This window comes from Maribacter sp. 2-571, assembly GCF_050589625.1.
GTDB lineage: Bacteria > Bacteroidota > Bacteroidia > Flavobacteriales > Flavobacteriaceae > Pelagihabitans.
The window spans coordinates 35,369-50,277 of sequence record NZ_JBNGOP010000034.1 but is presented as its reverse complement, the minus strand read 5'-3'; the positions used below and the strand labels follow the sequence as shown (position 1 = coordinate 50,277).

The 14,909-nt window shown below is 46.0% G+C and carries 15 protein-coding genes; 9 read left to right on the top strand and 6 right to left on the bottom strand.

Annotated elements, in window-relative coordinates; all coding sequences use genetic code 11:
* Positions 1-318 precede the first annotated feature (318 nt).
* The 6 genes from ACRD7P_RS18840 (at position 319) to ACRD7P_RS18815 (ending at position 3,633) form a co-directional block, all read left to right on the top strand.
* Positions 319-786, top strand: a complete 468-nt coding sequence (locus ACRD7P_RS18840) for an NINE protein (protein ID WP_430909275.1) — start codon at positions 319-321, stop codon at positions 784-786.
* A gap of 95 nt (positions 787-881) precedes the next feature.
* Positions 882-1,205 (top strand): ArsR/SmtB family transcription factor, encoded by a 324-nt coding sequence (locus ACRD7P_RS18835; protein WP_430909274.1) that lies wholly within the window; start codon positions 882-884, stop codon positions 1,203-1,205.
* A 105-nt stretch (positions 1,206-1,310) separates the two neighbouring features.
* Complete coding sequence (locus ACRD7P_RS18830) at positions 1,311-1,799, top strand: DUF6428 family protein (RefSeq protein ID WP_430909273.1); 489 nt, start codon at positions 1,311-1,313, stop codon at positions 1,797-1,799.
* 224 nt (positions 1,800-2,023) lie between these two features.
* Positions 2,024-2,596: a hypothetical protein gene (locus tag ACRD7P_RS18825; protein ID WP_430909272.1), complete on the top strand. Its 573-nt coding sequence runs from the start codon at positions 2,024-2,026 to the stop codon at positions 2,594-2,596.
* Positions 2,597-2,601: 5 nt separating this feature from the next.
* Positions 2,602-3,111, top strand: a complete 510-nt coding sequence (locus ACRD7P_RS18820; protein ID WP_430909271.1) for a GNAT family N-acetyltransferase — start codon at positions 2,602-2,604, stop codon at positions 3,109-3,111.
* Positions 3,112-3,213: 102 nt separating this feature from the next.
* Complete coding sequence (locus ACRD7P_RS18815) at positions 3,214-3,633, top strand: arsenate reductase ArsC (protein WP_430909270.1); 420 nt, start codon at positions 3,214-3,216, stop codon at positions 3,631-3,633.
* A 271-nt stretch (positions 3,634-3,904) separates the two neighbouring features.
* Here the strand turns inward: ACRD7P_RS18815 and ACRD7P_RS18810 are convergent, their stop codons facing one another.
* The 3 genes from ACRD7P_RS18810 to ACRD7P_RS18800 form a co-directional block, all read right to left on the bottom strand.
* Positions 3,905-5,728, bottom strand: a complete 1,824-nt coding sequence (locus tag ACRD7P_RS18810; protein ID WP_430909269.1) for a GNAT family N-acyltransferase — start codon at positions 5,726-5,728, stop codon at positions 3,905-3,907.
* 391 nt (positions 5,729-6,119) lie between these two features.
* The gene (locus tag ACRD7P_RS18805; protein WP_430909268.1) at positions 6,120-7,370 is read right to left on the bottom strand and encodes an aspartate kinase; all 1,251 of its coding nucleotides are present in this window, start codon (positions 7,368-7,370) and stop codon (positions 6,120-6,122) included.
* A gap of 58 nt (positions 7,371-7,428) precedes the next feature.
* Positions 7,429-7,905 carry a GNAT family N-acetyltransferase gene (locus ACRD7P_RS18800; protein ID WP_430909267.1) on the bottom strand — a complete coding sequence of 159 codons (477 nt, stop codon included), beginning with the start codon at positions 7,903-7,905 and terminating at the stop codon, positions 7,429-7,431.
* 110 nt (positions 7,906-8,015) lie between these two features.
* On the opposite strand from ACRD7P_RS18800, the gene fbp reads away from it, so the two are divergent.
* On the top strand, positions 8,016-9,020 hold the full coding sequence (gene fbp, locus ACRD7P_RS18795; protein ID WP_430909276.1) for a class 1 fructose-bisphosphatase: 1,005 nt from the start codon (positions 8,016-8,018) through the stop codon (positions 9,018-9,020).
* Positions 9,021-9,112: 92 nt separating this feature from the next.
* On the opposite strand, the gene ACRD7P_RS18790 is transcribed toward fbp, so the two are convergent.
* Positions 9,113-9,544 carry a TerB family tellurite resistance protein gene (locus ACRD7P_RS18790; RefSeq protein WP_430909266.1) on the bottom strand — a complete coding sequence of 144 codons (432 nt, stop codon included), beginning with the start codon at positions 9,542-9,544 and terminating at the stop codon, positions 9,113-9,115.
* A gap of 207 nt (positions 9,545-9,751) precedes the next feature.
* Here ACRD7P_RS18790 and ACRD7P_RS18785 point away from each other — a divergent pair, with 207 nt between their 5' ends.
* Positions 9,752-12,217 carry a ligase-associated DNA damage response DEXH box helicase gene (locus ACRD7P_RS18785; protein ID WP_430909265.1) on the top strand — a complete coding sequence of 822 codons (2,466 nt, stop codon included), beginning with the start codon at positions 9,752-9,754 and terminating at the stop codon, positions 12,215-12,217.
* Between the two features lie 26 nt (positions 12,218-12,243).
* Here ACRD7P_RS18785 and ACRD7P_RS18780 read toward each other — a convergent pair whose 3' ends face one another.
* On the bottom strand, positions 12,244-13,239 hold the full coding sequence (locus ACRD7P_RS18780; protein WP_430909264.1) for a GRP family sugar transporter: 996 nt from the start codon (positions 13,237-13,239) through the stop codon (positions 12,244-12,246).
* A gap of 3 nt (positions 13,240-13,242) precedes the next feature.
* Positions 13,243-14,151, bottom strand: a complete 909-nt coding sequence (gene rbsK / locus ACRD7P_RS18775; RefSeq protein WP_430909262.1) for a ribokinase — start codon at positions 14,149-14,151, stop codon at positions 13,243-13,245.
* A gap of 81 nt (positions 14,152-14,232) precedes the next feature.
* Between rbsK and pdeM the strand changes: the two genes are divergently transcribed.
* Positions 14,233-14,868, top strand: coding sequence for a ligase-associated DNA damage response endonuclease PdeM (pdeM, locus tag ACRD7P_RS18770; RefSeq protein ID WP_430909260.1), 636 nt, complete (start codon positions 14,233-14,235; stop codon positions 14,866-14,868).
* Positions 14,869-14,909 lie beyond the last annotated feature (41 nt).

Sequence of the window (14,909 nt, the reverse complement as noted above, 5' to 3'; positions counted from 1 at the left end):
GAGCTGATCGTTTCAAATTGGGTATCCGTCAATTCCATTTAACAAAGATACCTATTTTGTGTTAACACGCCCTAGTTGGAAGAAAGCATGGGGGTAGGAAACCCAGTAGTGGAAGAAAAACGAACCGTCGCAAAAATAGTAGCGCTCAGAAAAGTGCGGGTTGCATCAAACAAGGATAGAATGTAGCATAATACCGAACGGTTTTCCAGCAATTTCCCCTAAAAAGCAGACTTGAAGACCGAACAAGAATCGAAGGTGGTCCATCTCTTAAAAATATTCCCTACTTTTAATTCCGTTTAACAACCAAAACAAACAACGATGTCAGAAGAAAAAAAAGACTTTGGCGATCAGGCAGAAGACGCCTTTGACAAAGCAAAAGAAACCGCAAGCGATTTGGGGGAAAAGGCGAGCGAAACGTTTGAGGATGCCAAAGAGGCTACCAAGGATTTTGCCGATGAGGCCAAAAAGACGGCGAACGAGTTTACAGAGAGCGCCAAAGAAGCATTTAGCGGGGGCGAGGGAGAAAATAAAAAGTTACTTGCAGGACTCCTTGCCATTTTTTTAGGCTCTTTTGGGGTGCACAAGTTTATATTGGGATATCAAAAAGAAGGTTTTATGTTGTTGGGGGCGACCATCGTGGGCTATATCACCTTATGTTTCGTTATTGGAGGCTTCATTTTAACGGCGACCGCGGTCGTCGGATTTATAGAAGGTATCATTTATTTGACCAAGTCCGATGAGGAATTTTACAATACCTATCAAGTAGGAAACAAATCCTGGTTCTAAATCACCGGCACACACAAACAGCATTAAAAAGTCGGTTTTTTTATCCACCGGCTTTTTTATTCGATTTCATAATCGTAATATTGCAATATAACAATATGGGTTTAACAAAAACGCAAATATTCAACGAACGGCAAAATAGCCTGGCAAGCCTTTTTAAGGTACTCGCCCATCCGGCCCGTATCGCCATTTTGCAGTATATAAGCAACCAACGGGGTTGTATCTGTAATGATATTGTCGCCGAAATCGGCTTGGCACAGCCAACGATCTCACAGCACCTGAAAGAACTGAAAAGTGCAGGACTGATCACTGGAGAAATCGAAGGCAAAAAAGTGTGTTATTGCATTGACCTTGAACGGTGGAAAGAAATTCAAACACTGCTCAACACCTTCTTTGAAAAAACGCAGTTCAATTGCTGTTGACCCAAAAACCTTTACTATGAAATGAGCCATAACCATTCTTGATACCAACCGAAATGATTATTGGCGAATTACATCTGACCATTAGAAAACAATAAATATAAACAGATGAAAACAAAAGAATTTTTATCATTACTGGAAACCTCACCTCAAAAGAGTCTTGTATTTTCCTATGCCAACAACCGATCGGTGGGTAAAAACTACCATATTACGGAGGTAAAAAACGTTACCGTAGACACGGTCGATTGCGGAGGGAAAAGTGATTTCTGGAAAGAAACGGTCGTTCAACTATGGGAGAGTCCCACCGAAAAAGACGCGCTCACCTATATGAGTACCCGAAAGGCGTTACAGATTTTAAAACGGGTAGATGCCGCAAAACCGATGGAGCGCGACGTCGAAATAAAATTCGAATACGGGAACGATCACTTTCATACCGCACAACTGTATGTACACGACCTTACCGTTACCGCCGATCGATTGACCGTGCAATTGGGCAGCAGACCCACAGATTGTAAAGCAAAGGAAAGCTGTGGAATACCAGTCGAAAAAACGACCGTGTCCGCTGGGCAATGCGCGCCTGGTAGCGGTTGCTGCTAGGCCTGTCACGAAACACCGTATACCATTTTTACTTTGAAATCGCACGTATAGAAATTGAATTATTTTTTAGTTGTTCGAGGCAAAAAATCTAAGCATAGCCTTAGCTACGGTTATATTTTTTAACGAAGAACAGCTGAAAAAGAAACGATTTATTAGTGCTATTTCAAAGTTAAAACGGTATTACACCAATTTTAGCTTTGAAACGGTATTAAATACTACTACGCATGGAAATCCTTTTTTATTTATCCTCCGGTTTTTTAGTATTGTTCATAATACTCGCCACCTTTGATGGGGTGTACCTACACCTCTGGAAATATGAGCTTTTTCGTAGAAAAGAAAGCAGGTTCGAACATCTGACCCATACCGCTCGCGCCCTTTTGTTCCCATTGATTGTTTGGACGGTCTTTTTGAACGAAACCAGTACGGTAGGTTTTCTGGTCGGTATCGCATTAATTCTTGTCGACACCTTGATCTTGGGGATAGACGCCTATTCGGAAGCGGAGAGCAGAAGCTTTATGGGAGGGCTTCCCAAATGGGAATATATCGTTCATCTGTTTTCCAATGCCTTTCATTTTACGGTCATCGTTCTGGTGCTTACGGCCAAATTGCAGGTTTTGGACGGGGCGCTATATATGGTTACCGGACCCATATCGGGTAACGCGTACGGTCTTTTTATAACAATAGCCCAACAACTAATGCCCGGAGCCATACTCATGGCGCTTTTACATCTGTTTTTAGCACATAAAAGCGGCCATAGGTTTTGGAATACGTATCGCATAAAACTCCAGTGTTGCTAGTTCCTATGAAGAAAACATCCTCTTTTTTGGTCCGCAACATGGTTCCCGACGATTGGGAAGCGGTCGCCCGTATTTACGCCGAAGGCATTGCTACCGGAATGGCGACCTTTGAACAAAACGTCCCTTCGTACACCGAGTGGCATAAGGCCCATTTGGAATGGTGTCGTCTGGTGGCCACCCATAAGACACTAGCTATTGGTTGGGCTGCCCTATCGCCTGTTTCCAGCAGATGCGTGTATGGCGGTGTTGCAGAAGTAAGTGTTTATACCGCCAAAGATTATCGGGGAAAAGGGATTGGAAGGCTACTGTTACGAACACTGATAGCGGAAAGTGAGGCGAAAGGCATTTGGACCTTGCAATCGGGTGTTTTTCCCGAAAACGAAGGGAGCATTGCGCTGCATAAAAAATCGGGATTTCGCTACATCGGCAAACGGGAACGTATTGGAAAACTGCATGGCGAATGGAAGGACAACCTGCTGTTCGAACGCCGCAGCGATTCCATAGGAGTCGACTAAAGCGCATGCCAAAACGGTATTTATTTGAAAAACGGGCGATAATAAAAATAGAAGAAGTGGTTTCCTTATTTTTGAAACTTTTACGGTAAAACCTAAAATACAATGAAAAACGTTCTAGTCCTCTGTACAGGAAACTCTTGCAGAAGCCAAATGGCACATGGCTATCTCAATACCTTGCAAAACGGCCTGGCCACCATTTATAGTGCCGGTATCGAAACCCACGGTCTAAATCCTGGGGCGGTCGCTATCATGGGTGAAGACGGCATCGACATCACGGGACACACCAGTAATCATGTAGATGAATATCAGGGAATTTCATGGGATTACATTATTACCGTTTGCGACCACGCCAAAGAAAACTGCCCTTTTATTCCGGCGGACCATGCGCAACGCATACACCATAATTTTTTCGACCCATCGAAAGTATCCGGTTCGGAAGATGAAAAACATACCGCATTTTTAAAGGCCAGAAATGAGATTCGGGAGTTTTGTAGCAATTTTGTTCGGAATGAACTCCAATAAGCGGTACAAATTTGATGGTTCGATCGAACTCGAACAGGACAGCATCCGTTGGCGGTAAACACTGTTATTATACCATTTTAACTTTGAAATCGAGCGTATAGAAATTGAATTATTTTTTAGTTGTTGGAGGCAAAAAGCCTGTCCCCGGCTTGACCAGGGATCTAAGCATAGCCTTAGCTACGGTTATATTTTTTAACGAAGGACAGCTGAAAAAGAAACGATTTATTAGTGCTATTTTAAAGTTAAGATGGTATTATTCCATTTTAATAGTCTAGGACGCCTCTTCTCCCGTACTATTGTTCTCTACCAGTTTGCGTTCCAATTCGGCCTGAAATTCCTCCATTACCGGTTTTACCGTACCCTCGGGCAGGTCGGAAATTTTGATATACATTAAACCGTCCACCGAATTATTGAATAGCGGATCTACATTAAAGGCGACCACCTTAGCGTTCTGTTTGATGTATTTTTTAATGAGCACCGGTAACCGAAGGCTTCCCGGCTCTACCTCATCGATCATGCGGTCGAATTTGTTCAGATCCGCCTGTGTTTCATCGAACACAAATTCTTTATCGGCATCTTTTAGCTTCACTTTAAATTCTTTTTTGGGCCTTACGTATTGCGCCACATAGGGGTCCCAATAGTTACTCTTCATAAATTCGATCATCAACGATTTTGAAAAGTTGGAAAACTGGTTGCTGATACTTACTCCACCGATCAAATACTTATGCTCCGGATGGCGGAGCGTAGTATGCACGATACCTTTCCACAACAAAAACAAGGGCATGGGTTTTTGTTGGTACTCCTTTATGATGTAGGCCCTTCCCATTTCAATGGACTGCCGCATCATTCCAAAAAGTTCCGGTTCAAAACGGAATAGGTCCTGCAAATAAAAACCATCGATACCGTGGGCCTTAAAAATATCGGAACCCAGTCCCATACGGTAGGCGCCCGCGATCAGCTTTGCGCTTTTGTCCCATAAAAACATGTGATGGTAATACGCATCGAACTTGTCGATGTCTATGGATTTATTCGTCCCTTCGCCAATGGCACGGAACGTTACCTCGCGCTGCCTTCCGATTTCCTGCAAGGTAAACGGCATTTCATTGGCCGGGGCCAAAAACACCTCATAGTTCTTGCTTTGGAGCAAACGGCGATCTTTCTCGATCAACTTTTCAATCTCTCCCTCGATGACTTCCGTTCGTACCGCATTAGCAATTTTTCGAGGCTGTTTGGGTAGTTTTAAGGTAGTCGGCAGCTGATCGATCAAGCGTTCCTTTTCGTACGCATTGGAAAGGATATAGGTTTTTTTACGGAGCAGCTCGGTAAACTCTTCCAACGAACCTTGCTCCGCCTGCGTCGCCACCGAAATGGGCTGGCCGATACGTACCTTTATGGGTCGGTACCGTTGGGTATATACTTCGGAAGGTAGTTTCGCCGTCCGGAATACGCCACTGATCCTCGCCAGGCGATAGAACAATTTACTATTGCGTGCATGAAAGTAAATGGGTACTACCGGTACTTTGGCATTCCGTATAAGCTTAATAGCCGCTTCTTCCCACATTTTATCCACTACCAGTTTGCCCTCTTTTTTTGTGGAAACCTCTCCCGCGGGAAAGATACCGATGGGATTGCCATCGCGTAAGTGCAACATGGCCTGTTTAAATCCGGCAAGACTGCTTTTGACCTCTTTGCGATCTTCAAAAGGATTGACCGGAAAAATATAGGGCGCCAAAGGCTCAAAGCGTTGTAGCAAAAAATTCGCCATTACCTTATAGTTGGAGCGCTGGGTAAGCATCAACTTCAGCAGTACAATACCGTCCATACCACCCAAAGGATGGTTGCTTATGGTAATATAGGGGCCTTCTTTGGGGAGCCTTTTCAGGTCGTTTTCGGGTATTTCATAGTCGATTTCGTATTCTTCCAATATCCGATCGACAAAATGTAAGCCTTTCAAATGCTTCATTTTGTCGTAGGTACGGTTCATTTGGGAAATTCTGGTCACTTTTAGAATCAACCAGGCCAAAAAGGTACCCACAAAACCGAACTTGTCGATTTTGGTGGCCATTGCTACTTCTTTAGCGGTCACTAGACCCATAGAAAACGATAGATTAGGAATGCCGCTAAGATAGGAAAAAGGTTACAGGTCGCGCCCATTTTGTACTTTCTAAAAAACACATCTTTATCATACCACCGCCAACAACATAGAGTGCTCGGAAATAGTTTCTCACTCGAAGGTACCGTTCGGTAACAGCGATAGCGCTTCCACCCTGCTTATTATAGCTCACACCTGTGCGAACAGCTTATACTATTTTAACTTTGAAATCGAGCGTATAGAAATTGAATTATTTTTTCGTTGTTCGAGGCAAAAAGCCTGTCCCCAGTTTGACTGGGGATCTAGCATAGCCTTAGCTACAGTTATATTTTTTTAACGAAGGACAGCTGAAAAAGAAACGATTTATTAGTGCTATTTCAAAGCTAAAATGGTATTACTTCACCACGAGTTGTAGCGTTTCCTTTCCGCGTTGTTCAAGCAAAACTTCGTGCCCGTTTTGCAAACTGGCAACGGCCGCTTCGTTAAAATGACGTATGGTATACAATGAAACCCCCTCATGATGTATGAGCTTAAACCTCCCCTTTAAAAGCTGTAACAGCTCTTGTAGCCTACCGAACTTATTGTCCACACATACCGAAAAACTAATAGCGGAATTTTGAATCAGATCGACCTTCATTTTGTATTCATGGAACAATTTGAACAGTTCGCTGATACTATCCTCCACGATAAAGGAAAAATCCAAAGAAGATAGCTTTAGCAGCACTTGGTCCTTTTTAACGATGAAGCAGGGCACCTGTGGCGAAATGCCTTTGCCTTTACCCACTGTGGTACCGGCGCCTTTCGGATCGATGAAGGATTTTACGTGTAGCGGAATCTCCTTGCCCTGCAAAGGTTGGAGTGTTTTCGGATGGATTACCGACGCGCCGTAAAATGCCAATTCTATCGCTTCTCGGTACGATATGTTGTGCAACAGCTGCGTCTCCTCAAAATAGCGGGGGTCGGCATTCAGCACACCGGGCACATCCTTCCATATGGTGACGGCGGATGCGTTAAGGCAATAGGCCAAAATTCCGGCCGTATAATCCGAGCCTTCCCTGCCGAGAGTGGTCGTAAAATTGTTGTCGTCGCTACCCAAAAAGCCCTGGGTAATGTATAGGGTGCCCTTGTCAATACCTTTGGATACGTTTTCTTGGGTCTTTTCCCAATTCACCTTTACATCACGATAACTGGCATCGGTCTTTATAAAGTCCCGCACGTCGAGCCAGTCGTTCGCAATGCCCACATCGTTCAAATAAGCACTAATGATCGTTGTGGAAAGCAACTCGCCATAGCCCACCACCTGATCATATACAAAGTTGTAATTCGGGGATTTGTTCCAGGCCAAAAAACCGCGTATCTCTTCGATCAGTCCCTTTACTTTTTTAAAGATCGGATGTTGGGGGCTACTGAACAAATCGTTCAAAATAGCCTCGTGAAAGGTCACGATTTCCTGAATTTCATCAGTCAATCGTTCCCGATCATTGAAATAGGTATCTACCACGGCTTCCATGGCATTGGTCATTTTACCCATTGCCGAAACCACCAGCAAGGTGCCATCATGCCCGGTTTGCCGCAATACGTTTACCACATTTTTAACTCCTTCGGCATCCTTTACCGAAGCACCACCAAACTTAAATACACGCATTTCTTTATTTTCTGTTTTTTGCTGTTTCCATTCATATCGATAACCACGGCCCTTGGGGCTATACCTCTTTTAAAAAGGCCGCCATACCATTGGCATCCATCTGCACCACGTCCCAATCCCGCATCACCCGTGCGCCTTGCTTCTCATAAAACTTTATTGCCGGTTCGTTCCAATCCAATACCTCCCAACAGATGCGTTTTACCCCCAACACTTTTCCATAGGATACCACTTTATGCAACAACGCATTACCCAATCCCTTGCCCCGCATTTCCTCGGCAACGATCAGGTCCTCCAGATGGATGACCGGGCCTTTCCAGGTAGAGTAACGGGGATATACCAGGGCAATGCCCACAATAGCGCCGGCGACCTCTGCTACAAAACAATGGAAGAGCCGTTTCTCAAAACCGTCCCGTTGAAGATCGGCAACCGTCACTTCCACCGCATCGCCCTCTTTTTCAAAGGCGGCCAATTGCTTTATTAGCCCTAACACCTGTTCCATATCGCCCACTTGGGCATCCCGAATGCTATATTCCATAATTGTTACAAATAAAACACAAAGTTATAAATTTAAAAATCGAAATAAAATGGAATCCTACTTTGTTTCACAAAATACCCGATATTTGTGGCAAACAAATCGCATTGTCCGTGCTTGGAAACAGAAATACCACATTAGGGGAGTTCATCATAGAAAATCAAGGGTCGTTCCAGTATTCTTCCGGGGAACTTTCGAAACTGATCAACGCCATTCGTTTGGCCGCCAAGGTCGTCAACCACGAGGTAAACAAGGCCGGCTTGGTGGACATTATCGGAAGGGCGGGCGACACCAATATTCAAGGGGAAGACCAACAAAAGCTGGATGTTCTGGCCAATGAAAAGTTTATTCAGACCCTTAGGAACCGGGAAATTGTATGTGGTATCGCCTCGGAAGAGGAAGACGATTTTATAAGCATCAACAGTAACGATGAGCAGCACCGTAATAAGTATGTTGTATTGATCGACCCCTTGGACGGTTCTTCCAATATTGACGTCAACGTTTCGGTAGGTACCATTTTTTCCATTTACCGCAGGGTTACCCCGGTCGGGACCCCGGTAACCTTGGAAGATTTTTTGCAGCCAGGTAGAAACCAGGTGGCCGCCGGCTATGTAGTGTATGGTACTTCTACCATGTTGGTATATACCACCGGCGATGGGGTAAACGGTTTTACGCTGAATCCCGCCATAGGCACTTTCTATCTTTCCCATCCCAATATGGAATTCCCCGAAACCGGCAGTATTTACTCCGTAAACGAGGGCAATTACGTCCATTTTTTACAGGGGGTAAAAGACTATATCAAATATTGCCAACAGGAAGATGGGGATCGCCCCTACACTTCAAGGTATATCGGCTCCTTGGTTTCCGACTTTCACAGGAACATGATCAAAGGGGGCATTTATATGTATCCGAAAAGTAGCGTTTCCACCAATGGCAAGCTTCGGCTGTTATATGAATGCAACCCCATGGCCTTTATCGCCGAACAGGCAAAAGGACTTGCGACCGATGGCAACATTCGTATTTTGGATGTGCAACCTACCGAACTCCACCAACGGGTCCCTTTCTTTTGTGGAAGTCCAAAAATGGTACAAAAACTACAGGAGTTTCTGGAAAACTAATCTGTAATAGACGGAACTTGTTTTGTAAAGTACGGACATAAAAAAAGCGGTTTTTAAAACCGCTTTTTAAAACATATTTCCAGTACCGTTCTCTAACGGTTCATATTTTTGATCTCTTCCACAAAGTTATCCTTATCTACCCCTGCCCTTACCAATTTTAGGGCCTTATCCACCACGTAGGAAATGTTTCCGGTAGAAAAACCGAGTCCGATTCCCAATCGCTCGAGCATTCCCGTTTGTTTCTCGCCCAATACGTTATCGGCATACACCATGCGCGCCAAATCGTAAAGCCGCTCCAAACGTTGATCGTAGCTTGTAGGCGGGTTGATCGGGTGTGTCTTATACTCTTTAAGGATTGTATGATATGCTTCTTCGCTGATGTCCAAACGGGTCGCCAAACGCTGTAAAAAGGCACGCTCATCATCGGTAATCACATCATCGCTCATCGCAACCCTAACGATGGCCGCAAAATGGTCTTGATTGCGTTGTTTAAAACCACTATCGAACAAATCTAAAAACGACATATCTCAAATTTTATTCGGCAAATATAATTTTTTTGAAGTTTATAACTGCTGTTCCCAACCGATTATTTTAAGCCATGGAGGGCTGCTATTTACAACCCCCACATTTGATAAAAAAATCCCAAGGCCACTGCCGCCATCAAGTTTTTGAATAGTGGGGCAACGGGCTAAAAGTTAATCAGTACCTTTCCGTATCATTTTAGCAGACACATGACCAGAACAGCCTTGTACGACATTGCGAACGGTTGGTTCGAACAACAAAACTGGAAACCCTTTGCGTTCCAAAAGGATACTTGGAAGGCGTTTCTACAAGGAAAAAACGGACTTTTGAACGCGCCCACCGGCAGTGGCAAAACTTATGCCCTTTGGTTCCCCATTGTTTTGGCGTATATCAAAAAAAATCCGGAGTACCGCACCAAACACCAAAAGGGACTCAAGGCCATTTGGATCACCCCCCTTCGCGCACTTTCGCAAGAAATAAAGCAATCGGCGGAACGGGTGACCGCCGATCTGGGAACACAAATGACGGTGGGTATCCGCACCGGGGATACCACTACAAAAGATCGTGCCCGGCAAAAGCGCCAAATGCCCGATCTGTTGATTACCACTCCGGAGAGCCTACAACTTTTATTGTCCAGCAAGGGCTACGAAAACGTTTTTAAGGATTGTATGGCCGTAGTGGTGGACGAATGGCACGAGCTATTGGGTACAAAAAGAGGGGTTCAAATGGAGCTAGGCCTTTCCCGGCTCAAGACCATTTCGAAAGACTTGCGCATTTGGGGTATTTCGGCAACTATCGGAAACTTGGAGCAGGCCAAGGAAGTTTTGTTGGGCCCTACGGGGCCGGCCTTGGAAAACGCTGTACTCATCCGTGCCAAACTACGAAAAAAAATAACCGTCAAGAGCATCATCCCAAAGGAGATGGAAACTTTTCCTTGGCGCGGCCATTTGGGCATTCGGCTTTTGGAGGATGTGGTCCCCATCATCAACAACAGCAAAACGACCTTATTGTTTACCAATACCCGGAGCCAATGTGAAATCTGGTTTCAACAAATTTTGGAAAAACATCCCGAATATGCAGGGGTGCTGGCCATGCACCACGGTAGCATCAACAAAGAGACCCGGCTATGGGTGGAACAGGCCATCCGAAATGAAAGCCTTACCGCAGTGGTCTGCACTTCCAGCCTTGACCTAGGTGTAGACTTTGCACCGGTGGAGACCGTGGTACAGATCGGAGGTCCCAAAGGAATCGCCCGTTTTCTACAAAGGGCGGGCCGTAGTGGACATCGCCCGGGAAAAGAAAGCGTCATCTATTTTCTTCCCACACATGCCATTGAACTTATCGAAGCCTCGGCCTTGCAAAAAGCGGTAAAGCAGCAGGCCGTAGAAGATCGTATTCCATACCTCAACAGCTTTGATGTATTGTTGCAGTACCTGACGACCTTGGCCATATCCGACGGTTTTTATCCCGATCAGATTTTTTCAGAAATCCGACAGACGTTCTGCTTTCAGGCCATCACCGAGGAGCAATGGCAGTGGTTGCTCAATTTTTTGGTCATGGGAAGCCAAAGCCTACAATCGTATGACGAATACAAAAAGGTGACCATAACGGAAGATGGCCTTTTTAAAGTGGACAATCGCGGTATTGCTATGCGACATCGCTTCCAGATCGGCACTATTGTAGGGGATGCGAACCTTACCGTTCGGTATCAGAAAGGCGGTTATATCGGGTCGATAGAGGAATATTTTATCTCCAAACTATCTCCCGGCGATGTGTTCACCTTTGCCGGCCGTAACCTGGAATTCATTCGCATCAAGGAAATGCAGGTACATGTGCGCAATTCCAACAAAAAGACCAACAAAGTACCGAGCTGGATGGGCGGTCGCCTCACCCTGTCCGCACAAATGTCGGAACTGCTTCGCAATGAACTGTACACCGCCAGTTTGGAAGGTCGGCAACAATCGCCCGAAATAAAATCCTTGGCCCATATTTTTGAACGGCAACGGTTGGAAAGTATCGTGCCAAAACCCGACGAATTTTTAATCGAAAGTTTTAAAACGCGCGACGGTTATCATTACATTTTCTATCCTTTTGAAGGGCGTTTTGTACATGAGGCCATGGGCAGTCTTTTGGGCTATCGCATCAGTTTATTGTCGCCCATTACGTTTTCATTGGCCTTTAACGACTATGGATTTGAACTCTTATCGGACAAAGCTTTGGACGTACAAGAGGTTATCGACAACAACCTCTTTTCTACGGAGTATATTTCCGATGATCTTGGAAAAAGCCTGAACGCCACCGAAATGGCGAGACGCAAGTTTCGGGACATTGCGGTCATTAGCGGACTCGTATTTACGGGCTATCCGAACAAGGGTATAAAAATGAAGCATCTTCAAAGCAGTTCGCAACTCTTGTTCAATGTATTTCGCGACTTTGAGGACGATAACCTGCTTTTTCAGCAAGCGTTTCGCGAAACCTTCGAGCACCAATTGGAGGAAGGGCGCTTGCGGTTATCCCTGGAACGGATCGCCACCCAAAAAATCATTTGGAAACAATGCAAACAACCGACCCCTTTTTCCTTTCCATTGATTACCGATCGTTTGCGGGAAAAATTGTCGAGCGAAAAGCTAAAAGACCGCATCAAACGGATGTCGGCACTGCTGGCGAAGAAGTAATTTCTTCTTAAAAAGAGCTCCTGCCGCTACCGCGCCGCAATAATCAATCCCAACCCGACAACGTACAATAGCAACATCAGATTCAACATGCCCGAAACGCCTTTTGGCGCTCCTTTAAACTCTTTCCAAACAAAAATTCCCCATAATGCGGCGACGACCGTGGCACCTTGGCCAAGCCCATAGGAAATTGCAGGACCGGCCTTGTCCGAAGCCAAAATACTGAAGGACATGCCCACACACCAAACGATACCTCCCAAAACACCCATGGCATGGCTTTTACCGCTTCCCGCAAAATAATCTTTGAAACTTACGGGCGCCCCTTCGAACGGCTTGCGCATTAAAACGGTATTGAAAATAAAGTTACTGGCCAAAATACCGATCGCGAACAAAAATACCGCGGTATACGGACTCAACTTCCCTGCGATGGGATTGGCAAAATCGGGAAACATGGCGTTGGCCACATATTTATAGAACAGGCCCATAAGCAAGCCGGCTACGACCGCCAGCACCAACCCCTTGGTGGGCACCTTCTGTTGTTGGGCCGAAAGCTTTCGGTAGGCATTGGCATTTAACAAAATGGCAAACACGATTAAAAGAACACCGCCAAAAAGCAAGGTAGCATTCCCTACCGGGGCGTCCAAATAGTTAACGATCACCCCTACCACCAGGGCCAGACCAATCCCTACGGGAAAGGCGACCGACATGCCCGCCAAGGTAATGGCCGCTACCAACAAAATATTGGCCGCGTTGAACAATACCCCGCCCAAAAAAGCGGAACCGATATTGGCGTTGTCCGCCTGAGCCATATCGACAAGAAAGGAGCGTCCGCCCTCTCCCATACTGCCCGCCGTTAAGGCGAACAAACCTGAAAACAGTAGGATTCCCAAAACGTAGTCCCAATAAAAAAGTTCGAAGCGCCAAGAGGCCGCCGCCAGTTTTTGGGTATTGGCCCATGAGCCCCATGCCAGCATGGTAATAACACAAAATACCACCGCAATGGTGTAATTTTCGATAATGAACATAATTTATTGGAATTGGTTGATTTCTGTTAATGTCGGGGCCGTATCCTGGGCACCCATTCGTGTTACCGACAAGGCCGCGGCCTTACTGGCGTAGGCCATACTTTCGCGCCACCCCATCCGCTTTGCCAGGCATACCGATAATACCCCGTTATACACATCGCCAGCGGCAGTGGTATCCACCGCTTTCACCTTGGGGCTTTCCACTGTAAAAGCGGTTTCGGAGTTTTTAAAGTAAGACCCCTTGCTGCCCAAGGTGATGATTACGTTTTGGACACCTTTGCCCAAAAGTGACTCGGCCGCTTGGTCCCGGCTCGCGTCGTCTTCGACCGTTATCCCCGTCAATATCTTGGTCTCCGTCTCGTTCGGGGTAATCAAAAACAGACCGTCCAAAACAGCATCGGACAGCGGTTGTGCCGGAGCGGGATTGATGATTAGGCGCCGCCCTTCCCCTTTACAGCGTTTTGCCAAAAAACCGACCGTGGCCAAGGGTGTCTCCAATTGGGTCAAAAAAATATCGGACTCCGCAAAAGAACCCCATGAAGCTTCCAAATGTTCCGGTGAAAGCGCGGCATTGGTGCCAGAAGCGACCACGATTTCATTTTCTCCCTGTCCGTTTACCGTAATCAGGGCCACTCCGGAAGCCTCGCCCGGAATCACCAAAGCTGCATCGATAGCTATGCTTTCCTTTTGATATCCCGCCAGCGCATTTTTACCAAAAAGATCGTCCCCTACCGCACATACAAACTGCACCGCGCCACCGGCCCTGGCAGCGGCAACCGCCTGATTGGCGCCCTTACCGCCCGGAAACATATAAAAGTCGCCCCCGATTATCGTTTCTCCAGGTTCCGGAAAACGATCGGTCTTAACCACCATATCGGTATTTGCGCTTCCAATTATGGTAATGTTCTTCATTTGTATTTACTTAAAGGATTAAACGCCCAAAGTAGGAATTACTGTTCATATAAACAAGAATGCATTTAGTACCTTTATCGCTTGGAAACGCATTGGATTGAAATACAGGGCCAGCAGTTTGTCATGCACCCCTCGGGAGCTTTGTTTTGGGAAGATAAACGCATACTGTTGATCAGTGACGTACACCTGGGAAAGGTGTCCCATTTTCGAAAATTTGGTGCCGCGGTACCGCAAGCTGCGATAGCACAAAATTTTGAACTTTTGAACGAAGTGGTTTCTTTTTTTGCCCCGGACCTCATCTGCTTTTTGGGGGACCTGTTTCATTCCGCGCTAAACAAGGAGTGGCTGTTGTTCGAAACCTGGACCAAAGGAACGGTAGCCGAAATTGTTCTGGTGGTCGGCAACCACGATATTATTTCACCTTTAAAGTACAAAGCATTGGGGATCCGTACGGTTTCCGAAATCCGTTCGGACGGTTTTTTGCTGACCCACCATCCCGAAGAACGGGAGGGTTTTTTCAACTTTTCGGGCCACATACACCCTGCGGTAAAGCTCCGGGGCGCGGGAAAGCAATCCCTACGCCTCCCCTGTTTCTTTAAATCGCCCCACCAGCTCATCCTACCCGCCTTTGGAGCGTTTACCGGCAGCTACGTACTCCAACCGAAACCGGACGACCAAGTATTTCCACTCGTGGAAAACAGCGTTATAAAAATCTGATCTTCTTTTGCGTCGCCCCGACCTAGGGCATATCTTTGCAC